The following is a 20,991-nucleotide window of genomic DNA, read 5'->3' as shown; positions in this document are numbered from 1 at the left end:
CGCGGCGGACAAAGGTGGCGGAGCATACCCGGATTTTTCTCATTATCCTTGGATTGTACTACAAAATCATAGGAGAACAACTGCTTTACGGGCTTTTTGCGGCAGCAGGCAGACTGTGTGCGGCGCGTGAAAAACAGCGGGCACGGCAAGAAAAAAGGGATATGGCAGGGCGAATTAAGCGCGCCATACAGCGAAAAGGCCGTCAGGTGAATTCTGACGGCCTTATGAGTTCCTGCGTGGCGTGGGGGGGGGAAGCGGCGCACTGCACTCGTCTGGCGTGCGGAGGGGACGCGCGGGGCGTCTGGCACTTCCGCGGCTTTATGCGGCGTGTGGTGCGCGGTGCCGGCGTCACGCAAGGCGCGGCAGACATGGAGAACGCGGGGACGGCGGGCGGGCGTTAGGCCATGATGTCCAGGTCCTTCATCTTCTTCCACAGGACCTTTCGGCTTATGCCCAGCAGTTCTGCGGCGCGCTGCTTGCGGTTGTCCGTGGCTTCCAGCGCCGCGATGATGCGGTCGCGTTCGTATTGCATCACGCCTTCCTCAAGGGAGAGGGCGCGGTCCTCGGGGGCTTGGGGGGCGTAGTGGGGGGCGGCGCCTTCGCACACGCGCTGGGGCAGGTGCCCAAGGCGTATCACGCCGTCCTGCGCCAGCAAAACAGAGCGCTCCATAATATTGCGCAACTCGCGGATATTGCCGGGGAAGTCATAGTGGAGCAGGGCGTTTTGGGCCTCTGGCGACAGCTGGACGCCTTCCTTGCCGTGGCGGGAGGCGTAGATGAACAGAAAGTGCTGCATCAGCTTGAGGATGTCGTCCCCGCGCTCGCACAGCGGGGGCAGGGTGATGGGAACGACGTTGATGCGGTAGTACAGGTCCTCGCGGAAGGAGCCGTCCTCAAGGAGCGTCTCCAGGTCCTTGGCCGTGGCAAAGATGCTGCGCACGTCCACGGTGATGGGCGTATTCCCGCCAATGCGCGTTATTTCCCCGTCCTCAAGGACGCGCAACAGCTTCACCTGCAGCGCGGGCGGCATGTCGCCCACTTCGTCAAAGAAGAACGTTCCGCCGTTTGCGGCCTCGAATTTGCCTATGCGGCGCTTGTGCGCGCCGGTGAACGCGCCCTTCTCGTGCCCGAAAAGCTCGGACTCCAGCAAATGTTCCGGCAGGGCGGAGCAGTTGATTTTCAGGAAGGGCTTGTCGTTTCGGCGGCTGAGGTTGTGCAGGGCGTTGGCGACAAGCTCCTTGCCCGTGCCGCTGGGGCCAAGGACCAGCACCGGCGTGCAGGCATCGGCCACGGCGCGGATGCGCTCAAAGACCGGCTGCATGGACTGCCCGCCAATCATCTCGTCCAGACCGTTGCTGGTTTTGAGGCGCGTGTTTTCCTGCTTCAGGTCGTGGTAGTTGAAGTAGCGCTCCACGGCGATGAGCAGACCCTCGTTGGAGAAAGGTTTGCAGAGGAAGTCAAACGCGCCAAGGCGCATGGCTTTGACGGCAAGCTCAATCTCCGGAAAGGCCGTGATGAGAATCATGCCTGTGCCGGGGTGTAGCTCCTTCACCGTGCCCAGCATGTCGAGGCCGGATTTGCCCGGCAGGCGCATGTCCGTGATGAGCAGGTCAAAGCTGCTTGACGCCATGGCCCGCAGGGCGCTGTCTGCGTCCTCGAAGGCCTCGACGATATATCCTGCCGCCGAAAGGGTGTGCTGGATGCCGATGCGCATCGACAGCTCATCCTCCACAACGATGATGCTCCGTATCATGTGTCTTTTCCCGTGCGCGGAAGGTGTATGGCAAAGATGCTTCCGCGTGCTGTGGATTGTACAAGCTCAAGCCTGCCGCCGTGCTGGTCCACAATGGATTTGGCAAGGGCAAGCCCTAGTCCTGTCCCCTTCTCGCCCTTGGTGGTGAAGAAGGGATCGAAAATCTTGCCCTGAATGGCGCCGTCAATGCCCGGGCCTGTGTCCGAGATGATGAAGGTGAAGCTGTCGTCGTGCAGCTTGCCCTCCAGCGTCACCGCGCCGCCCTCTGGCGTGGCGTGGATGGCGTTGAGGAGGAGGTTCACCAGCACTTGCTGAATCTTGGTGCTGTCCATCAGGATGGGCGGCGTTTCGCCTGGCAGGAGGGCGCTGAGGCTCACGCGCTTCTTTTGGCTGAACAGTTCCAGCAGGGATACGCTTTTGTGCACCACATCGTCCACGGCTGTCGGCTGCATGTTGAGCGACGACTGGCGGGAATAATCGAGCAAATCGCCCATAATTTTGCGGATGCGCGAAAGGCCGGAGTTGATGACCTCGATGTGCTGTTCGCGCCCGGCGTCGTCCAGATTGCCCTTCACCAGATTATTGAAGCACAGCATCACGCCGCCAAGGGGGTTGTTGACCTCGTGGGCGATGCTGGCCGTCAGTTGGCCGATGGTGGCCATTTTTTCGGTGTGGAAGAGCTTTTTCTTGGTCTGCGCGCGCTCCTGCTCCTCGCGCCGCAGGCGCTGCACCATCCATTCAAAGCTGTGCTGCAATTGGCCAATTTCATCCTTGCGCGGCGGCAGGTTGGGGAACGGCTCCGAAAAGTCGCCGTGCACCGTAAAGCCGACCATGGCATCGGACAGCTTCTGGAGCGAGGTAATGAGGTATTCCGCGCCAAATCCGACAATAATCAGGGAAAAGAGCAGCCACCCTGCGGAGATGGCCAAAATTTCATTGCGCACGGAAACGCGGGCCTTCTCAATATCGCGCAGGGAAAAGAGCAACTGGCATGCGCCCCATGTTTTGGACTCGATGGACAGCGGCTCCTGCACGGCAAGCACCGCGTCCGCGCCGGTGCCCAGCAGTTGTACGCTGGCCTGTGCCGGCACCTGTGGCGAGATTCTGGGCGCGGCGGCGTGGTCGCCGCCAGAGGGCGCCGCTTTGCTGACCACCTCCCGCCCGTGCTTGTCCACCACAGTAAAGGCGAGAATGCGCGGGTCCGTGCGCATAACGTCCGACACATAATATGACAGGTAGGCAATCATGTCTGATTCATCCAACATGTCCAACTCTTCATAGATGAACGTGTTGGTGAAGAGGATGGCTGAGGCCTTGGTGAGTGATGTTGCCTGCTGCCGCGCCGTCTGCATGAGCACGTCGCGCTCCTTCTCCAGCATATAATAGGCGGTGGAGAAGATGGTTCCCGTCAGGCAGAGCAGCACAATGCCGATGAATTTGAAGCGCAGCCCGCGCGGGGACAGCTTATGTCTCGTTTCCGTACCCATAAGTGATCGCGCAGTCTCGCAAGGTTCGTATTGATGCATAGTCATGGTCGGAAACCGGGGCAAAGCCGTTACGCAAAAGGGGTGTCCAGCGTCCGGCCAGGGCGGCCATGGCTGGGGTGGAAAAGTCCGTACTCAGCAGAAGGTGCTTCAGGCGCTGGAGCTGAGGTACCCCGGCCTTGCGGGCCACCAGCACAAAGCCGGGGTGCGGCCCGGTCTTGGCGATGGCGCGCAGGCCGGAATCCGCAAAGCGTTCAAAAGTCGCGACGGAGATGGCTCCGGCGTCGTGATTGCCACGGGTGACGGAGCGGACAACGGCCTCGTGCGTGCGCAGGTTGGTGGCTGTGGCAAAGTCCTGCTTGCTAACGCCGTGGGCGCCTAAAAAGCACAGTGGGTGCAGGTAGCCGGATGTGGAGTGCTTGGACGCAAAGGCAAAGGCCTTGCCGCGCAGGTCGCGCAGGGCGGTGATATCCGTGCGGGCCTTGGTCGTAAAGATAATGGTGCGGTGGGTGGGCGTGCCGTCCGGGGACAGCACCGCGCACAGCGGGCTGACCTCGGCGCTGGCCTCGCGCGCCTCGATGTAGGAAAAGCCGCCCAGCAGGGCGATGTCTATGCGGCCGGAGGTGAGGTCGTCAATGATGGTGGCGTAGTCCCGGGCCAGCACCAGCTCAACGGGAAGGCCCATCCGCTCCGAAAGAAAATCGGTAAAGGGCAGGTACTGCCGGTACATCATCAGCGGATGGTTCAGCGTAATGACGCCAAACGTGATGCGCCCGGGCGGCGGGGCCTGCGCGCTGGCCGGTGCGGCAAGGACAAAAAGCAGGCAAACGGTGAAAAGGACGCGTCGGATCATTGCATATGGCGCTTGTCTTAGGGGTTAACGGATTTGCCTCACATCGCAGGGGGCCTTGCGGCGCAGACAGCTGGTGAGGCTAAACGGGTTGGGGCGGCTGTGCTTGCTGCCCACGATGAGCATCTGGGCGTTATTCTCCTGCAACTGCTTGAGGATGCAGTACAGCGGCGACTGCCAGCCCACGTGCAATTTGTAAGGAATGTGCATGGCCTCCGCCCGCGAGATGAGGCGGGCAAGGCGGCGCTCCACCTCGGGCATCTCCTGCGTGCGGGCGTGGCGGATAAAGTCGTGCCGGTCGCCCTCGGTGGCAAGGGAATCTACCAAGCCATAGTGCGAAAGGCTAGACTCCACAACGTGCACAATGCCGAGGGATGCGCTGTTTTTGGCGCAGTAGGCCAGTGCGTAATCCTCGGCATTTTTACAACATTCACCGCCGGTGGTTGCCAAAACGATGGTACTTGTCTGCATAATCCCTCCCAAAGGGTGTTGGGGGAGCGCTCCCTGATGCGCTCCCCCAACGTTCGTCATAAATCGGCCTAGTTCATAATGATGGCCACAAACACCAAACCAATGCCGAGGAGGCAAACCATAAGGTCCTGTTTGCGGCTGGCCGAGAGGTTCTTTAATGCACGCAGCATGACTGACTCCCTGTGTTGATTCTAGTTGATGAAGTAGAGCACCGCGAGCAGGGCGAGGCCTGCCTTCAGCGACGCCACGGTGAAGCCCACAAGCACGCCGGTAAAGCCCGCGGCCTTGAGGTCGGCCAGACGGGTGGTCAGACCAATGCTGGCAAAGCCGAGCAGGAAGGCCCATTCCATGAAGGTCTTGGCCGTCTTCACGGCAGGGTCGCTAATCATGCCAGCCGTGTTCATCAGCACAACGATGAGGAAGCCAAGGACAAACACTGGGAACTTGGAAACGATAATCTGCCACTTGTTGATGGGCTCGCAGGACAGCTCGGAGGAGCGCTGGCAAGCCATGATGGTCAGCATCAGCACAACAAAGGGCAGGAAGATAACGCGGCCGATGTTGTATACGCCAGCGATAACGCCAGCATCGTCGCTAAAGCCAAACCCGGCGGCCAGCACCTGCGCGGAGTTGATGATGCCCACACCCGCAAACGCGCCATACTGCGCGTCCGTCAGGCCCAGCCACTGCCCCAGCGGCGGAAACACCACCAGCGCCAGCAGGCCAAACATCAGCACCACGGCGATGGAGTAGGCCATCTCTTCCTTTTTGGCGTTCACGGCCGGGGCCACAGCGATGGTGGCCGAAACGCCGCACACCGACAGCCCCGCAGCAAGACACGCGCTCAGCGAGGTGGAGATGTTCATCTTCTTGCCAATCCACATCAGCACCACAGCGGAGGCGAAGAGGAAAAAGGCGATAAGTCCCAGCGCCTGCCCGCCAACCGTCACCAGTCCCGCCAAAGAATACTTGGCGCCCATGACAACGATGCCGGTCTTGGTGAGAATGGTGGAAAACCGTAGCCCCGGGCGCAGCATATTGGGAACGCCCACCGTGTTGCGGATGGCGATGCCCACCAAGATAGCCAGAATAAAGTCCTTAATGGTCAAGTACGTTCTGAAAAACTCATAGTGTTTCAGAAGCGGCGCGGTAACGTGCGCGAAAACCGCCACAGAGATGACCAGCAGAAATCCCGGTATACTCTCCAGAATTTCCTGAAAAAAATCCCTGCGCAGTGATCCGTCCATTGCCTGAGTATTCGTTGACATGCAGTCCTCCAGTAATCGTGATGCTTTTCACTAAGCAACTTGCACGCCAAGCTGGGCTTTCGTTGTAACACACTGATTTTGATGTATATATTCTTCGTCCCAATTCTCAGTCATGCCCAAAACGTTCCCTCGCAGGAACGTCGTTTCCCTCCGCGTGTTCCCAAGGGGGAACACGCATCGTAAATGGCCGCCATACGGCGCATTTCCCGCATCCTTCGGGCTTCCTTCTCCCGGAAACCGCCTCAACTGCGCGGCCCTACGTCATGCCGCCCTCTGATTTTGCAGCAGAAAACGCACGGCTTGCACAGCATTGCGCAGGCGCAGAGCGGAAGCGCAGGTTCCCTTTTGTGAAAAGAGGATCCTGTGGTTCCCCCTTGGGGCGCGGGCAAGGCGGCGCAAGGGGCCTATGGGCCTTGGGATTGTGGCGATTTCTTCAGCGAGGGGGAAAGGGCGGCAACGGAGCGGTCCTTCCGCTTCCGCTTTGTGGCGACGTGTGCATAAAAAAGTGTGGTATTCATGATAGTTACACTTTGGCGCATCCTTTGCTGTTTGGACAGCGTCCCATGGTGGACATTTTGGCGCGCTTTTCGGCAGTGAGGCGCGTTTTCCCATAACGGCTGGAACGGTCCCGGCGGTGGCGGCTCTGCCCCTGCCGTCAGGACGGACAAGGAACGATGGAAGACATCATCGAGCAGGAAGACCACCCGCCCTTGGGCGGGGGGCAGGCATGCGCCGCGCAGGTGGCGCAACTGATTGAACAGACCACCGGGGCGACTGCGCCCATAGGGCAGCGCCGCCGTAGAAGGCCCCTCATGGTTGTGGGGGCGGCGCCGCGTGCCTTTCGGGACGCGCATTTTCCCGGCGTGAGCGACGACATGTGGAGCGACTGGCGCTGGCAGATGCGAAACAGGCTGACCAGCGCTGCGGATTTTGCCCGCATGGTGGGCCTGAGCCCAGAAGAGCGCAGGGCACTGAGTATGGACGGCCTGCGTCTGCCTGTGGCTGTGACGCCGTACTACGCCAGCCTGCTGGCTGGAGGCGACGGAGCACAAGCCCTGCGGCGCTGCGTTATCCCCGCGGAGGCAGAGCGGAGGACAGCATGCGGCGAATGCGGCGACCCGCTGGCCGAGGAGCACGACAGCCCGGTTCCGGGCATTGTGCACCGCTATCCGGACCGCGTGCTGTTTTTGGCTACGGACATCTGCTCCACCTATTGCCGCTACTGCACGCGTTCGCGGCTGGTGGGGCAAAAGGAAACCCGCACTTTCCGTATGCGGATGTGGGACGGGGCCATTGACTATGTGCGGCGCAGTCCACAGGTGCGCGACGTACTCATCTCCGGCGGCGACCCCTTTATGCTGCCGGACAGCGCACTGGAGTACATTGTGTCACAGCTGCGGGCGCTACCGCATGTGGAGATGATCCGCATTGGGACCAAGGCGCCCATGGTTTTGCCCCAAAGGGTGACGCCCGCTCTTGTGCGAATGCTACGGCGGTATCATCCGCTGTTCGTCAGCATCCACTGCACACATCCGGCGGAGTTGACGCCCGAGGCCGCGCAGGCGTGCGGACGCCTTGCCGATGCCGGTATTCCCCTTGGGAGCCAAACCGTGCTCCTGAAGGGCGTAAATGATGACGAACAGACCATCGGCCAGCTGATGCGCGGGCTGCTGCGGTGCCGCGTGCGGCCATATTATCTGTACCAGTGCGATCAAGTGGCGGGGACGGCGCATTTCCGGACGCCACTGGCGCGCGGGGTGGAGATTATGCACTCCCTACGGGGCTTCACCTCCGGCTATGCGGTTCCGCATTTTGTGGTGGACCTGCCCGGTGGTGGCGGCAAAACGCCTGTTCTGCCCCAGTACCTTGTGGGGCGCGATGGGCAGGAGCTTGTCTTTGAAAACTACGAGGGACGGCAGTTCCGCACCCTTGACCCTGCGCCCGGTCCGGTACCGGCAGCCTAAGGCGCTCAGGAGAATACTGTGAACATCGGCATGACGTACGACCTGCGCAGCGACTATCTGGCGCGGGGCTATTCCTTGGATGAAACGGCGGAGTTTGACAGCCTGCGCACCATTGAGGGCATTGAATCTGTCCTCATCGCCGCCGGCCACGCCGTAGAGCGCATTGGCGGGATTGACGCCCTTGTGGAGCGCCTTTCCGGCGGACGCAGGTGGGACCTTGTCTTCAATATTGCCGAAGGCTTGTACGGCTTTGGGCGTGAGGCGGCCATCCCGGCCCTGCTGGAGGCGTGGCGCATTCCATGCACCTTTTCGGATTCCCTGACGCTGGCCGTGTGCCTGCATAAGGCCACCACCAAACGCCTTGTGCGTGACGCGGGCATCCCCACGCCGGACTTTCGCGTGGTGGAGCACCTTGGCGATGTGGAGGGCTTTTCGCTGGAGTTTCCAGTCTTTGCCAAGCCCGTTGCCGAGGGCACAAGCAAGGGCGTGACCGGCGCCTCGCTGGTGGAGGACGAGCGCGCCCTGCGCAGAGTGTGCGAGAGCCTGCTTATGCGCCACGCGCAGCCGGTGCTTGTGGAGCGGTATCTGCCGGGGCGGGAGTTTACGGTGGGCATCCTTGGCTCGGGCGGCAGCGCCCGTGTGCTGGGCGTTATGGAAGTAGTGGCCGATGGTGGCGGGGTTGGCGCCGTATACAGCTATGTCGCCAAGCAGGAGTATGAGGAGCGGGTGTCCTACCACCTCGTCTCGGACCGCGAGGCCAGAGCTTCCGCTGAACTGGCCATGCAGGCGTGGGCCGCTCTTGGCTGCCGCGATGCAGGCCGCGTGGACGTGCGCCTCGACGCAGGCGGCGTGCCCATGTTCATTGAGGCCAACCCGCTGCCCGGCCTCAACCCCGACGACTCGGACCTGCCCATCATCTGTCGTTTGGCCGGAATTAGCTATTCGGATTTGATTACCGGCATTGTGCAGTTGGCCCTTAAACGTCAGGGCGAGGCGGCGGCTCCCATGGCGCGCGCGGAGGCGTGGCGGTGAGGCTGGCTCTTCTCTACAGTCCCCCGCCCGAGCGCTGTGGCGAGGACGACCGCGATACCTTGACGCAGCTGCGCGCTGTGGCCGAGGCGGCGCAAACGCTGGGGCATGTGGCCGTGAGCGTCCCCTTTACGCTGGACCTGACCGCCGTGCGTCAGCACCTCGCTGAGGTGCGCCCGGATGTGGTCTTTAATCTGTGCGAGGGGGCCGAGGGGCGGGGGCGGTTCATCCACTTTGCCCCGGCGCTCCTTGAGGAAATGGGCCTGCCCTTTACCGGGGCGGGCAGCACCGCCATGGCTCTGTCGTCCAACAAGCTTATGGCTAAGGTTGTGATGCGGGCGGCAGGGTTGCCCACCCCGGCGTGGCGCAGTCTGCGGCAGCTTGAAAGCGGTACCCGCGACGTGCAGGGGCGGTTTATTATCAAGTCCGCGTGGGAGCATGCCTCTAACGGGCTGGAGGCCGACTGTGTGGTGCAGGTGGGCGGGCGGAAGGCGCTTCGTGATGCGGTGCGGCGTTTGCGTACGCGCCTTGGCGGAGAATGCCTTGCGGAGCGCTATCTGGATGGGCACGAATACTGCGTAGCGCTGCTGGATTCTCCAGATGGACCGGAGGTTCTGCCCGCGGCGCGGATGTGCTTTGAGGAGCAGGTCGGCACGGTGCGCATCATTGGTTACCGGGCCAAGTGGGACGTCTCGTCCTCGGAGTATGTGACCGTGCGGCGCGACTTTGACGCCTGCCAAAGGTGCCCAAGCCTGAATGCGGACCTGCGCACCACAGCGTTGGCCTGCTGGCGGGCCTTTGGCCTGTCCGGGTACGCACGCATTGACTTTCGGACCAATACCCGTGGCGAGCTGAATATTATCGACGTGAACGCCAACCCGTGCCTGTCGCCGGATGCAGGCTATGCCGCCGCCCTTGAGCGCGCGGGGATAGCTTACACAGACGCCATCGCGCGGATTCTTGCCGCCACTTCGGTGGCAGGGAAAGCATCTGCCCTGGAGGCAATACAATGAAGCCGGAAATGGATGTGGTTCTCCGCAGCTGTGTACACGCAGATGATGAACAGGCCGTGCGCCGCATTGTGTCGTCCAGCGGATTCTTTACCGACTGGGAGGAAGACATGGCGGTCTCGCTGGTGCAGGAACACAGGGAAAGGGGCGCGGAAAGCGGCTATGAGTTTCTGTTTGCCGAGGTCGGCGGGCTGGTGGTCGGCTTTGCCTGCTACGGCCCGTCGGAGGAGAATCCGGCGCTGTTTGACCTGTACTGGATAGGCGTCCTGCAGGAATACCGCGGCCGGCACGTGGGGCGCATGCTCCTGAACCTTGCCGAGGATATGATCATCTTTGCCGGCGGGCAGACCGTGCGCATAGAAACATCCGCGCGCGAGCAATATGCCCCGACGCGTGCGTTCTACGAAAGCTTTGGCTACGTGGTGTCGCGCGAGGATGTGGACTTCTACGCCCCCGGTGAATCCCGCCTCACCTACACGCGTGAACTCGCCACGGGCTTTGAATCCGGCGACGCGTATAACGCGTGGGGAGAGTATTGCGCATAGCGCGCAGAATCATCATGAGAGAGGCTGACACAAAACCTGCATAAATGAGAAGAAATGTCTTGGCGTAGGGTCCGGAATACTCTATGTGGCTTTTCCTTCCGAGGAATTTGTCCACAATGCGCCTTGTTCGTTTGCCACGCAGCCCGTGGCGGCGCGGTGTGAAGCGGACTGTTCCACGTTTGAGACACATGGATTTTCAGGCCGCGCGGAAGGGGAATCTTCCGCGCGGCATTTTCTTGTGAGGGGGCCTTCATGGCTATGGAAAAGACAATCATTGGCTGGCGTGAGTGGGTGGCCCTGCCCGAACTGGGCATCCCAGCGCTCAAGGCCAAAATGGATACCGGCGCGAGGACATCGGCCCTGCACGCCTTCGACCTTGTGACCTACGAGGCGCAGGGCGTGCGGTATGTGCGCTTTGGGATGCATCCTTTGCGCAGGCATGCGCGGGTTGAAATCTGGTGCACCGCCCCTGTGGTGGACACACGCACCATTACCAACTCCGGCGGGCAAAGCGAGGAACGCATCGTCATCGCAACGCCGCTGCGCATTGGCAATGTGGTGCGGCCTGTAGAAGTGACGCTCACCAACCGCGAAGGGATGGGCTTTCGGATGTTGGTTGGGCGCACTGCCTTGGAAAATCACTTTCTCATCGACTCTGCTGCGTCATATGTGTGCGGCAAGCAACTGGCCGGAGCGTACCTCCGGGGGGCTGGAAAAGCATGAAAATTGGCATTCTTTCGCGCAGGCCGCAGATTTATTCCACCCGCAGGCTTGAAGAGGCCGCGCAGGAGCATGGGCACGATGTGCACGTCATCGACCCGCTTCGGTGCTATGTGAACATCACCTCGCACAGCCCTGCCGTGTACTACCGCGGCGAGCGCCTTGAGGGTTTTGACGCCATCATCCCGCGCATTGGGGCGTCCATCACCTTCTACGGGACGGCCGTGGTCCGTCAGTTTGAGATGATGGGCGTGTCCACGCTGAACAAATCCGTGGCCATTAACCGTTCGCGCGATAAACTGCGCAGCCTGCAACTGTTGGCGCAGAAGGGCATCGGCCTGCCGGTGACCGGGTTTGCCCATTCCACCAAGTTCACGCGCGAGCTTATCGACCTTGTGGGCGGCGCGCCGCTGGTGGTGAAACTGCTGGAAGGCACGCAGGGCCTCGGCGTTGTGCTGGCGGAAACCGACAAGGCGGCGGAGAGCGTCATTGAAGCCTTCCGCGGGCTAAAGGCCAACTTTCTTGTGCAGGAGTACATTGGCGAGTCCAAGGGCTGCGACATCCGTTGCTTTGTGGTCGGCAAAAAGGTGGTCGCGGCCATGATGCGCACCTGCAAGGAAGGGGAATTCCGCTCCAATCTGCACCGGGGCGGCACCGCCATCCCCGTCAAAATCACCCCGGAGGAGCGCTCCACAGCCGTGCGCGCGGCGCGCATCATGGGCCTGAATGTGGCGGGAGTGGACATTCTGCGCTCCAACCACGGCCCGGTGGTGCTGGAGGTCAATTCCTCGCCCGGGCTGGAAGGTATTGAAAACGCAACAGGCAAGGACATTGCCGGAAGTATTATCAAATTCGTGGAGGACAACGCGGCCGGCTGACCGCATCTGTCCCCATCACATCTGCAAGGGTGCGCGGCAAGAGGCCGGGCGCCCTTTTTTTGGGCGCGAGGGCGGAGGAGAATGGCGCGTTGCAGGGCCACTGCGACTGCTCTATGGCTGCGCGTGGTGGGGCGGTAAAGGAAATCGTGATGGGAGAAGGCGGGCGACCTCGCCCCTTGTCACAAGGCGTTGCATCCTGCGCCCAATATCATACAATGCTGTGTTGATTAAAGAGAATGACCCCGAGGACCGGGAGGACGTATGCACACAGCAGGAATGGTAAGCTGGGCGGCGCGGGCCTTTGTGGCGGTACTGCTTTTATGGCTGGCGCTCGCGGTGATGCGGTGGTTCAAAAGACGCCAAGGAGAGGATGACAAGGGCCTGCTGAGCGCGCTGGCAACTGCGCTCCAGCCGCGCCTTGTCCTGTTTACCGTGTGCGCGGCGTCGCTGTTTGTGCTGACGCTCCTTGTGCCCTTTCTCGGCCTTTCGGACGGGGCATGGAGTAGGCTGGTGAAGGCCTTGGACGTCTTGTGGATTGTCATGGCGGCATGGGCGGCAACCCTCGCCTCATGGGCGCTGCGGGTTATGGTGGACTGGAAGTATGACCTCAGCACGCCGGATAACCTTGTGGCGCGGCAGGTTCACACCAAGATCAACATCCTGCAGCGCATCGTTATCGTGCTTATCTGGATAGGCGCTTTTGCCGCTGCGTTAATGCTGTTCGACAGGTTCAGGATGCTGGGCGGGACGCTCCTTGCCTCGGCAGGGGTCTTGAGCATTGTCATTGGCTTGTCCGCGCAGAAAACCTTCGGCGCTATCCTCGCGGGCATTCAGGTGGCGCTGTCGCACCCCATCAACATCGACGACGTGGTCATTGTTGAAGGGGAGTGGGGGCGGATTGAGGACATCACTTTTACGTATGTCGTTGTCCGCATTTGGGATTTGCGGCGCCTTGTGGTGCCGGTGACCTATTTCCTTGAGACGCCGTTTCAAAACTGGACGCGGACCAGCGCTGAAATCATCGGTTCCGTCTTTTTGCATGTGGACTTTGCAACGCCCATTGCGCCGCTGCGCGCGGAGTTGGAGCGGCTGTGTCAGGAGTCTCCGGACCTGTGGAACGGCGCAACCTGCGTCCTACAGGTGACGGACACCGCCGCCGACTGCATGACCCTGCGGGCGATTATGAGCTCCCCCAACGCCTCAAAGGCGTGGGACCTGCGGTGCAAGGTGCGCGAAGGGCTTATCGAATTTCTGCAACGCCAGTACCCCGAGTGCTTGCCGCGGCGGCGGCTGGTTCTTGAAGAGCGGCGCGAACAGCGCGGGGAAAGGGCGCCTACGTCCATAGGGCCGGATATGGAGGGCTAGAGCAAAAAAACGGGCCTTTCTTCATTTGGCTGACGCCGCAGAAGAAAGGCCCGTCACAAAGGCTCTCCCGTGGTGGGATTAGTCCTGGCTTTCGTAGGCAACGGAGGTTTCGAGCTCGCCCGATTCGTCCGCTTTCTGCTTTTCAAAGTACTTGCGCGTTTCCGAGACCACAACCGGCGTCAGGAACAGCAGGCCGATAAGGTTCGGAATGGCCATCAGGCCGTTCATGGCATCGGAGATGTTCCAGACAAGGCTGAGCTTTGCCACAGCGCCCACACCCACAAAGCAGATGAAGACGATGCGGTAGGGCAGGATGGCTTTGACGCCAAACAGGTACTCAATGGACTTCTCGCCGTAGTAGCTCCAGCCAAGGATGGTGGAGTAGGCAAAGAGAATCAGACCAAGGGTGACGATGTGCTCACCACCGGAGAAGCCAGCGGCAAAGCCCATGGTCGTCAGCTCTGCGCCCGTTGCGCCGCTGGACCACACGCCGGTCAGCACCAGTACCAGACCAGTCATGGAGCACACGATGATGGTGTCGATGAAGGTCTGCGTCATGGAGATGAGCGCCTGCGTCACGGGACAGTTGGTCTTGGCGGCGGCAGCGGCGATGGGAGCCGTACCGAGGCCGGATTCGTTGGAGAACACGCCACGTGCAACACCCATGCGGATGGCCAGCATAATGGTGGCACCGGCAAAGCCGCCAACGGCAGCCGTGGGGTTGAAGGCCTGCTCAACGATGAAAGCGATGGCGCCGGGGACTTCGGCGGCATTGATAAGGATGATGTACAGTGCGCCGGCAACGTAGAACACAATCATAATCGGCACGAAGAAGGCGGTAACCTTACCAATCTTCTTGATGCCGCCAAGGATGACTGCGGCGGTACACACCATCAGCACCAGACCGGTCACAAGCGGGGAGATGCTGTAGGTGGCTTCCACAGCGTCGGCCACGGAGTTGGACTGCACCATATTGCCAATTCCAAAGGCCGCAAACGATGCGAACACAGCAAAGGCAACGCCCAGCCACGGCAGCTTGAGTCCCTTGGAAATGTAATACATGGGGCCGCCGCTCATCTCGCCGTTTTCGTCCACCACGCGGTACTTCACGGCCAGCACGGCCTCAGCGTATTTGGTGGCCATGCCCACAAGGCCGGTAATCCACATCCAGAACAGCGCGCCCGGGCCACCCACGGCGATGGCGGTGGCAACACCTGCAATGTTACCGGTGCCAACGGTTGCGGACAGCGCGGTCATCAGTGCCTGGAAGTGGGAAATATCTCCCTGCTGGTCAGATTCGTCCTTGCGTTTGACCAGAGCAAGGTAAAGGGCATGCCATAATTTTCTGAATTGCAGGCCGCGCAGTGCGATGGTGAGCACAAGGCCGGTTCCGACAAGCAGAATGAGCATCGGCACGCCCCAGGCGAAGGCCCCAGCTTTAGCCACAATTGCATCCAATGAAGTCATAAAGTCCATCTTATCCCCTTGGTTTCGAATCTCAGAGTCCCATATACGCGACTATCGAAAATTCCCCTTGCAACCGAAAATCGGCATGCCCCCGCCCACAAGAGCCAAGACCAAAGGCGCGGCGACGCCGGTGGCGACAGCCTTGTCAGTCTCCAGTTCAAGGGCGCGGCAGGCCGGTGCGGTGGCGCTCGTCCCACGGAGCGGCCTCATCCGACCTTTGCGTGCAGTTTCGATTACTTAGGGGAGTGTTGCTCTGCTGACGATCCTCGCGCGTTGCGGATAACGCGCAGCATATGATGGGGCTACGAAATAAAGGCTTACGTTGTCAATACTGTTTTCGGATATGAAAGCTCACAAGACACTAAAATACCTGCATTTTTGCTGTGTCCCGCGTTCTTTCTGTTTGGAAAATATACGCACCCTTTTCTTTCGAAAACTTAAAGATTAAGCCCTCATCTTTTCCACTTGCTACTAAATGGTCCCAAACAACCCGCGAACCTGCTCCATTCCTACGCTCCGCAATCTCCACCTCACCTTTGACCATTGCACCCGCCGCAAACCACCGCTATCCCCCAAATATCGTAATGGAAAGACTGTTGCCGGGGGAAGAGGCGGGAAGTGGACAAAAAAAGGGGAGGAAAAAGCAAAAAAATGAGGGCGAAAAAGAGGCCGGGTGGAATGCTGAGAGCGGCGAAAGTGGGGATGGCTGGCTTACGTGAAGGGTAAGGAGGCGAATGCGTAGGGGGCTGCGTCTACATAAGAAGCAAAATATGGCCCAGGATGGTCACTTTCGTGGATTTATGAGGAGACAATGGCATCCATGCACTTGAAATTGCATGGGTATCGCTTCCTTTGCACGCATTTTATGGTAGTCTGGAGCGGCTGAACTGCGCTTAAGCCGTCAGCATAATGGAAGAAGGGACCTAGAATGGCGCCGCCGCGTCACGTGCTGGAGAATTTTGCAGCATTGAAGCGTATCAAGGGTGCTGGGAGCGGAAACCGAGTTCAAAAACACAGTAAAGACGTGATGAGTCGTGTTTTCCGTGTGTTGCCGTCACCGTAGACTGCGAGAGCGAACCATCCAAGGAGAAATGTATGCCGTGGAAAAACGTCGCCTACCGTGGACCGGACATCATGATCAACTTGATGCGCGCTACCAACGTCCCCTGGCAACAGCGATCAATTCGCAACGGTCGGCTTATCAGCAATGCCCAGTACAGAGAGCGTTATCGTCCTTCAGATTTAACATGGTTGATGCTGTTTGCGCCGCTTGAGGCTGATACAAAATTCGGACACCTTGGTGAGCGAGAGTTGCGTAATCTTCACAGTCAATCGTCACGGAGAACGTCGGGAGCAATCGAAACCCCATACAGTAAGTACGTCTCCATGACGAGTTCGAGTGCAGACACAGGATGGGGAGAGGGCTTCAATCCTACAATTATATTCAAGTTTGACATCTGGCGCAGCGATGTCTGGAAAGGCAAACATGACCTTTCCCGCGACCCTGCACTTGTGCTTTGGCTTGTTGCCAATATTATGACCAAACCCTTGCAGCAAAGAATTGCTATCCTGTCGGAGCAAACACCGCCGGATTGGGACAGAGGGGTTGAATTTGAGTGGCTCGCTCTGGGAGGAACAAAAATCTACAATGTCCAAGAATCAACAGACGGCCAAACCTGGACCCCCTCAGTCGCCTCCAACCCCAATGCTGACTTCTGGTGGGAAACTTTGTAGGAGAGTTGTGTACTGGGGAATTACCCGGGCTTTAAGCACAATTTCCAAAAGAATCCCAGCTATCCCGACGGCGTACAGGAACGCCCCTACCATTTGGACCCGGCAGAGCAGCAGAAGGTCCGGCGGAATGCCGCCAGCCTTGATCCGCGCTTTGTGGTCTCCGACAATCCCGACGCCATAAATGGCCCGCCCATCGTCACCGATGCGGGCGTTGTCCTTGGCGGTAACTCCCGCGCCATGTCCATCCAGCTTGCCTACGACGGCGGCGACGCGGCTACGTACCGCGAGGCCCTGCGGCAGAAGGCCGTGCTGTTCGGTCTGGAGCCTGAGGCCGTTGACGGCTTTGAGCGGCCCGTCCTTGTGCGCGTCGTGGAAGGCGATATGGACGCGCAGACCATGGCGCGCCGGGCACGGCTGTACAATCAGGCGTTCACGCAGGGGCTGGACGCCAAGGCCGAGGGCGTCAGCCGCGGGCGCATGGTTTCGGAGCGCTCCATGGGTATTCTGGCCCAAGCGCTGGAAGGGCATGCGACGCTCCGGGAGTACCTGAATCAGCCCGGCTCGCGAAAGCTCATCGAATCCCTTGAGGCCGACGGCGTTCTGGAGGCGTCCCAAAGAGGGCGCATCCTGAATAAGGAAACGGGCCTTTTGAGCGACGAGGGCAAGCGGCAGGTGGAGCTGGCCTTGCGCGGGCGTGTCGTGGACGACTTCGACCTGCTGGACGCCGCGCCGGCGCCCGCCCTGAGCAAGATAGACCGCGTGCTCCCCGCCGTCGCCAAGGTGCAGGTGCGCGGCGACGAGTGGGACATCTCGGACAAGCTCAAGCACGCGCTACGGCAGATCGTGCGCATGCGCGCGCAGGGTATGGCGGACCTGCGGCAGTATTTCGCCACTGGAAGCCTGCTGGAGGATGATACGTCCAAGGGCGACCGTTATGTGGTGCGGCTGGCATATGCCCTCGACGGTATGAAGCCCACGGCGTTCAAGGCCGCATGGGACCGGTACGCCAAGGATGCCGTCGCCAGCGTGCGCGGGCAGGGGCGCCTGCCCGGCGTGGAGACGCCCACGGCGGAGGAATCCTTTGAACGCGAGTTTGGGGACAAGAAGAAACGCTTCAGCCGCCGCCATTGGGACCCTGCTGCAGGCAAAGGCATTGGCGCGCAGCGCGTGCGGCGGGCTGTGGATGCTCTTCAGGCGAGGGCCGTGAATGCGCTGCCCCTTGAGGTCGTCCAAAGCGTTTCCGACCTACCGGAGGATATTCAGGTCAAAGCCCGGCGTGAGCGCGGCTCGGGACTTGTGGAGGCCGTGTATGACGGAGAGGCGGGCACAACCTATTTCATCGCAGAGAACATCGCCTCGGAGAACCGCGCGGTGGCGCTGTGGCTCCACGAACAGGGCCTGCACCACGGCCTGCGCGGCCTGTTCCCGGACGCCGGACAGCTCCGGCGCATGCTCAACGCTGTAGCGCGCTCCACGCCGAGGGATGCGATGCGGAGTATTCTGCAAGAGCGCGGGCTGGAGAATACGCCCAGCGGCCGCCGGGAAGCCGCAGAGGAGCACCTTGCGCGCATCGCGGAGCGGGTCAGCCTCGGCGACGTTCTCACTCAGCGGGAGAAGAGCCTGTGGCAACGCGTGAAGGCCGCACTGAAGCGCGCCGTCCGGGCTCTGGTGGGCCGTCGCCGGATGACGCTTTCCGAAGGCGAGATGGGACAGATTGTGGCCGATGCCGTGCGCTGGACGGTGCACGGACCGCGCGAGGCGATGGGTATGAGCGGGGCTCACCGCTTTTCCCGGTCGTTCGAAGCTGAGGACTTTGTCTTTCATGTTACGGAGGACGAAGGCAGTACGTTCTGGGAGACAGCAAAAGAAATGCGGCAGGTCCGTCTGCTCAAGGAGAAGGACATCGGCGTTCTCGAAAGGGTCATCCGGCAACCATATTGGATTGCCAAGGACCATCCGCAGTTCAGGACGTTCATGCATATCGAACTCAAACGTGAAGAAGCGCGGACAGAAGCACTGCTCCGGTCGTGGGGGGAGGTCAAAGAGCACTTCGATGGATTGAGTGCCCGCGAGCGGAAACTGCTTACTAAGGTTATCTGGAGTATTGAGGGGAAGAAGTTGGAGGGCATCACCGAAAAGCGATCGGTGGTGGTTGGCAAAGATGAGCGCGGTCACAACATTCGCCGCGAAAACATAAAGCACTATATCCAACTGGGGCAGGTTCTGCTGAATCGCGGCGTACCGATGAAGATTGCGAAAGCCGTAGTCGTTATCCGTCGGTCCCTCGATAACGATGTCCGCAAGGTCTATGACCGTTTGCGAACCATGCGAGAGATGCAGGCGCATCCGGGGGAGATAGAACGGTACCGCACGTCCATGGGGCGCATCCATAATTACTTCCCGCATATTCGGCGTGGTACGCACTATATCAAGGCGACGGACCCACGCACTGGCGATACGCTGTATCGTGAGCATTTCTTTGGCGGAACGTTGGGCGACATGAAAGCGGCGCGCCTGATGAAGGGAATCCGCAAACAATTCCCCGATGCGAAGTGGGACTATGGCAAAGTACAGGGGCTCCCCGAGGACGTCTATGACCATTCTATCCCCGTGGACGCCATGGAGCAGGTTATTGGTACGGCGGTAAAGCGCAGCGGCAAGGACCCGGCTGAACAGAGACAACTGCGCGACTTGCTGCACCGGTCTGTCTCAGACGTGCTCAAAACGCGCGGCTGGGGGCGGCATGCCGTAAAACGGCAGGATATACCCGGCTTCGAAAAGGACGACATTGAACGCATCCTGTGGGAGCACAAGAGCGGGCTGTACGGCTGGCTCTCCAAAATGGACGCGGCGCGGGCGTTTACGGATGCGCTATACAACATCGACGCCGCCAAACAGCCGCGGCTTTACGGCTACGCCGCGCGCTATGTGCAGGACATGCTCCAGAACTCCGACCGCGTGGACCACATCATTCAGGGTGTGAAATCGCTCATCTTCCTCAAGTACCTCGGCTACAACCTCAAAACCGCCACGCTGAACTTCACCCAGAATATGGTGGCGGGCGTTCCGAGGCTGTCGGCGGATACATCGTTTGCCACGGCGCATTCGTATTTCACGTCGGCCATGGACTACGTTGTGAAGGAGGTCGGGCGGGCTGGTGCGCTCAAGCAGGACGAGCGCAAGCTCCTTGAGGACTTGTACTACACCGGCATCACCAATGACCTCATGATGCGTGAACTGCGCGGGCAGGTGGCCGGGAAGGCGTATGGCCTCTACGGAAAAATCGTGCAGACGGCGGGCCTGCCCATGTCCGTGGCGGAGCGCTTCAACCGATGCTCGCTGGCGCTGGCGGCGTACCGCATCGCGCGGGACGGGAAGGTTCGGGCGAAGGATGTGCTTGAGGCGGCGGGATACAAGAAAGGGCAGAAGTGGCGCTACGAAGACGCCCGTGAATACGCAGAAACCGTGGTGCTGGACTCGCATTTCCTCTACGGCAAGTCGAACCGGCCCGAGCTCTTCCGGGGCGGCACCGGCAACAAGTTTCTGAGCACGGCGTACACCTTCCGGACATTCACCCACGGCCTGCTGAGCCTGTGGCGAAATCTCCTTATGAAGAAGGGCTGGCGCGGGAAAAGGGCAGTGGCCATGTCCCTTGGCGCGACGGCGCTGTTCGGTGGCGTCACGGCGTTGCCGCTCTACAAGATGTTTGCGTCCATCGTACGCCAGTTCTTCGGAGAAGACCCTACAGAGATGGTCCGGAGCTACTTCGAGAGCCCCGAGGCGCGCGATGCGGCCACCTATGGCGTGCCCGCGCTCCTCGGCGTGAACCTCTCCGGATCGCTGGGCATGGAACTGCCGGTGTTTGAGCGCATCGAATACGACCAGCAGCTTACGGATCAGGTCCTCGACAACAGCCTCGAAATCCTCGGCGTCCCCGTGGCGCTGATAGAGGACATCGGCCTCGCTGCAGGATACCTGCGCCAGGGCAACACGGGCAGGGCGCTGGAAGAAATACTCCCCGCAGGCCTCGCCAACATCCTCAAGGCCCACCGGCTCACCACCAAAGGCGCCTACACCCGCTCAGGCCGCCCCATAGCACTCCCCGGCGAAACCGAGGCTCACCGCCTCACCGCAGAGGAAGCCATAGCCCAGGCAATCGGCTTCCAACCCCTCAGCCGCACCAAAAGCTGGGACGCCTACTCCATAGCCGAAGACCTCAAGAATTTTCGGCAAAGCAAACAAAAACAGCTCGTCTACGACTACCTACAGGCCGTCAGATCAGGCGACGAAAAAGCACGACGCAAAGCCATGCGCGAGCGCCTTAAATGGAATAAGCGCATGCATGAGGCCGGGAAGGAGCAGTTCATGATTAAGCCGCTGCCGGGGTTAGTGCGGGGGAAGTTATCGCGAAATGCCCAGCACTAGAATGGACACACAATATGAACAATCAAAT

General features: G+C 60.4%; 15 protein-coding genes. 9 read left to right on the top strand and 6 right to left on the bottom strand.

Annotated features, from left to right (window positions below; all coding sequences use genetic code 11):
- Positions 1–397 precede the first annotated feature (397 nt).
- From ACYQ2T_RS08445 to ACYQ2T_RS08425, 5 genes are all read right to left on the bottom strand, one after another.
- On the bottom strand, positions 398–1,753 hold the full coding sequence (locus tag ACYQ2T_RS08445) for a sigma-54-dependent transcriptional regulator (RefSeq protein ID WP_459899939.1): 1,356 nt from the start codon (positions 1,751–1,753) through the stop codon (positions 398–400).
- Positions 1,750–3,240: an ATP-binding protein gene (locus tag ACYQ2T_RS08440; protein ID WP_459899938.1), complete on the bottom strand. Its 1,491-nt coding sequence runs from the start codon at positions 3,238–3,240 to the stop codon at positions 1,750–1,752. Before ACYQ2T_RS08440 ends, ACYQ2T_RS08445 begins: the two co-directional genes overlap by 4 nt.
- Positions 3,218–4,090: a phosphate/phosphite/phosphonate ABC transporter substrate-binding protein gene (phnD, locus tag ACYQ2T_RS08435; protein ID WP_459899937.1), complete on the bottom strand. Its 873-nt coding sequence runs from the start codon at positions 4,088–4,090 to the stop codon at positions 3,218–3,220. Before phnD ends, ACYQ2T_RS08440 begins: the two co-directional genes overlap by 23 nt.
- Positions 4,091–4,114: 24 nt before the next feature.
- Positions 4,115–4,558, bottom strand: coding sequence for a universal stress protein (locus ACYQ2T_RS08430; RefSeq protein ID WP_459899936.1), 444 nt, complete (start codon positions 4,556–4,558; stop codon positions 4,115–4,117).
- Positions 4,559–4,749: 191 nt separating this feature from the next.
- Positions 4,750–5,826 (bottom strand): YeiH family protein, encoded by a 1,077-nt coding sequence (locus ACYQ2T_RS08425; RefSeq protein ID WP_459899935.1) that lies wholly within the window; start codon positions 5,824–5,826, stop codon positions 4,750–4,752.
- A 674-nt stretch (positions 5,827–6,500) separates the two neighbouring features.
- Between ACYQ2T_RS08425 and ACYQ2T_RS08420 the strand changes: the two genes are divergently transcribed.
- From ACYQ2T_RS08420 to ACYQ2T_RS08390, 7 genes are all read left to right on the top strand, one after another.
- Complete coding sequence (locus tag ACYQ2T_RS08420; RefSeq protein ID WP_459899934.1) at positions 6,501–7,790, top strand: KamA family radical SAM protein; 1,290 nt, start codon at positions 6,501–6,503, stop codon at positions 7,788–7,790.
- A gap of 18 nt (positions 7,791–7,808) precedes the next feature.
- Positions 7,809–8,822 carry a D-alanine--D-alanine ligase family protein gene (locus ACYQ2T_RS08415; protein ID WP_459899933.1) on the top strand — a complete coding sequence of 338 codons (1,014 nt, stop codon included), beginning with the start codon at positions 7,809–7,811 and terminating at the stop codon, positions 8,820–8,822.
- Positions 8,819–9,832: a D-alanine--D-alanine ligase family protein gene (locus tag ACYQ2T_RS08410; RefSeq protein ID WP_459899932.1), complete on the top strand. Its 1,014-nt coding sequence runs from the start codon at positions 8,819–8,821 to the stop codon at positions 9,830–9,832. Before ACYQ2T_RS08415 ends, ACYQ2T_RS08410 begins: the two co-directional genes overlap by 4 nt.
- Positions 9,829–10,374, top strand: a complete 546-nt coding sequence (locus tag ACYQ2T_RS08405) for a GNAT family N-acetyltransferase (RefSeq protein WP_459899931.1) — start codon at positions 9,829–9,831, stop codon at positions 10,372–10,374. Before ACYQ2T_RS08410 ends, ACYQ2T_RS08405 begins: the two co-directional genes overlap by 4 nt.
- 252 nt (positions 10,375–10,626) lie before the next feature.
- Positions 10,627–11,097 (top strand): ATP-dependent zinc protease family protein, encoded by a 471-nt coding sequence (locus ACYQ2T_RS08400; protein WP_459899930.1) that lies wholly within the window; start codon positions 10,627–10,629, stop codon positions 11,095–11,097.
- Positions 11,094–11,972, top strand: a complete 879-nt coding sequence (gene rimK, locus ACYQ2T_RS08395) for a 30S ribosomal protein S6--L-glutamate ligase (protein ID WP_459899929.1) — start codon at positions 11,094–11,096, stop codon at positions 11,970–11,972. The genes ACYQ2T_RS08400 and rimK overlap by 4 nt, the downstream gene beginning before the upstream one ends.
- Positions 11,973–12,233: 261 nt before the next feature.
- Positions 12,234–13,337 carry a mechanosensitive ion channel family protein gene (locus ACYQ2T_RS08390; protein WP_459899928.1) on the top strand — a complete coding sequence of 368 codons (1,104 nt, stop codon included), beginning with the start codon at positions 12,234–12,236 and terminating at the stop codon, positions 13,335–13,337.
- A 78-nt stretch (positions 13,338–13,415) separates the two neighbouring features.
- On the opposite strand, the gene ACYQ2T_RS08385 is transcribed toward ACYQ2T_RS08390, so the two are convergent.
- Complete coding sequence (locus ACYQ2T_RS08385) at positions 13,416–14,813, bottom strand: alanine/glycine:cation symporter family protein (protein WP_459899927.1); 1,398 nt, start codon at positions 14,811–14,813, stop codon at positions 13,416–13,418.
- A gap of 1,086 nt (positions 14,814–15,899) precedes the next feature.
- On the opposite strand from ACYQ2T_RS08385, the gene ACYQ2T_RS08380 reads away from it, so the two are divergent.
- Both ACYQ2T_RS08380 and ACYQ2T_RS08375 read left to right on the top strand, forming a co-directional pair.
- Positions 15,900–16,538: a hypothetical protein gene (locus ACYQ2T_RS08380; RefSeq protein ID WP_459899926.1), complete on the top strand. Its 639-nt coding sequence runs from the start codon at positions 15,900–15,902 to the stop codon at positions 16,536–16,538.
- 93 nt (positions 16,539–16,631) lie between these two features.
- The gene (locus ACYQ2T_RS08375; RefSeq protein WP_459899925.1) at positions 16,632–20,963 is read left to right on the top strand and encodes a PLxRFG domain-containing protein; all 4,332 of its coding nucleotides are present in this window, start codon (positions 16,632–16,634) and stop codon (positions 20,961–20,963) included.
- The last annotated feature ends 28 nt before the right edge of the window (positions 20,964–20,991 follow it).

Source organism: Desulfobaculum senezii, assembly GCF_054657395.1.
Note: the sequence above shows the minus strand (reverse complement) of the source record. Positions and strands in the feature narration are given on the sequence as shown.

What these genes read in the sequence shown, in the direction of transcription:
- ACYQ2T_RS08445 (WP_459899939.1), bottom strand. Translation starts at nt 1,753, where the DNA reads ATGATACGGAGCATCATCGTTGTGGAGGATGAGCTGTCGATGCGCATC.
- ACYQ2T_RS08440 (WP_459899938.1), bottom strand. Translation starts at nt 3,240, where the DNA reads ATGGGTACGGAAACGAGACATAAGCTGTCCCCGCGCGGGCTGCGCTTC.
- phnD (WP_459899937.1), bottom strand. Translation starts at nt 4,090, where the DNA reads ATGATCCGACGCGTCCTTTTCACCGTTTGCCTGCTTTTTGTCCTTGCC.
- ACYQ2T_RS08430 (WP_459899936.1), bottom strand. Translation starts at nt 4,558, where the DNA reads ATGCAGACAAGTACCATCGTTTTGGCAACCACCGGCGGTGAATGTTGT.
- ACYQ2T_RS08425 (WP_459899935.1), bottom strand. Translation starts at nt 5,826, where the DNA reads ATGTCAACGAATACTCAGGCAATGGACGGATCACTGCGCAGGGATTTT.
- ACYQ2T_RS08420 (WP_459899934.1), top strand. Translation starts at nt 6,501, where the DNA reads ATGGAAGACATCATCGAGCAGGAAGACCACCCGCCCTTGGGCGGGGGG.
- ACYQ2T_RS08405 (WP_459899931.1), top strand. Translation starts at nt 9,829, where the DNA reads ATGAAGCCGGAAATGGATGTGGTTCTCCGCAGCTGTGTACACGCAGAT.
- ACYQ2T_RS08400 (WP_459899930.1), top strand. Translation starts at nt 10,627, where the DNA reads ATGGCTATGGAAAAGACAATCATTGGCTGGCGTGAGTGGGTGGCCCTG.
- rimK (WP_459899929.1), top strand. Translation starts at nt 11,094, where the DNA reads ATGAAAATTGGCATTCTTTCGCGCAGGCCGCAGATTTATTCCACCCGC.
- ACYQ2T_RS08390 (WP_459899928.1), top strand. Translation starts at nt 12,234, where the DNA reads ATGCACACAGCAGGAATGGTAAGCTGGGCGGCGCGGGCCTTTGTGGCG.
- ACYQ2T_RS08385 (WP_459899927.1), bottom strand. Translation starts at nt 14,813, where the DNA reads ATGGACTTTATGACTTCATTGGATGCAATTGTGGCTAAAGCTGGGGCC.
- ACYQ2T_RS08380 (WP_459899926.1), top strand. Translation starts at nt 15,900, where the DNA reads ATGCCGTGGAAAAACGTCGCCTACCGTGGACCGGACATCATGATCAAC.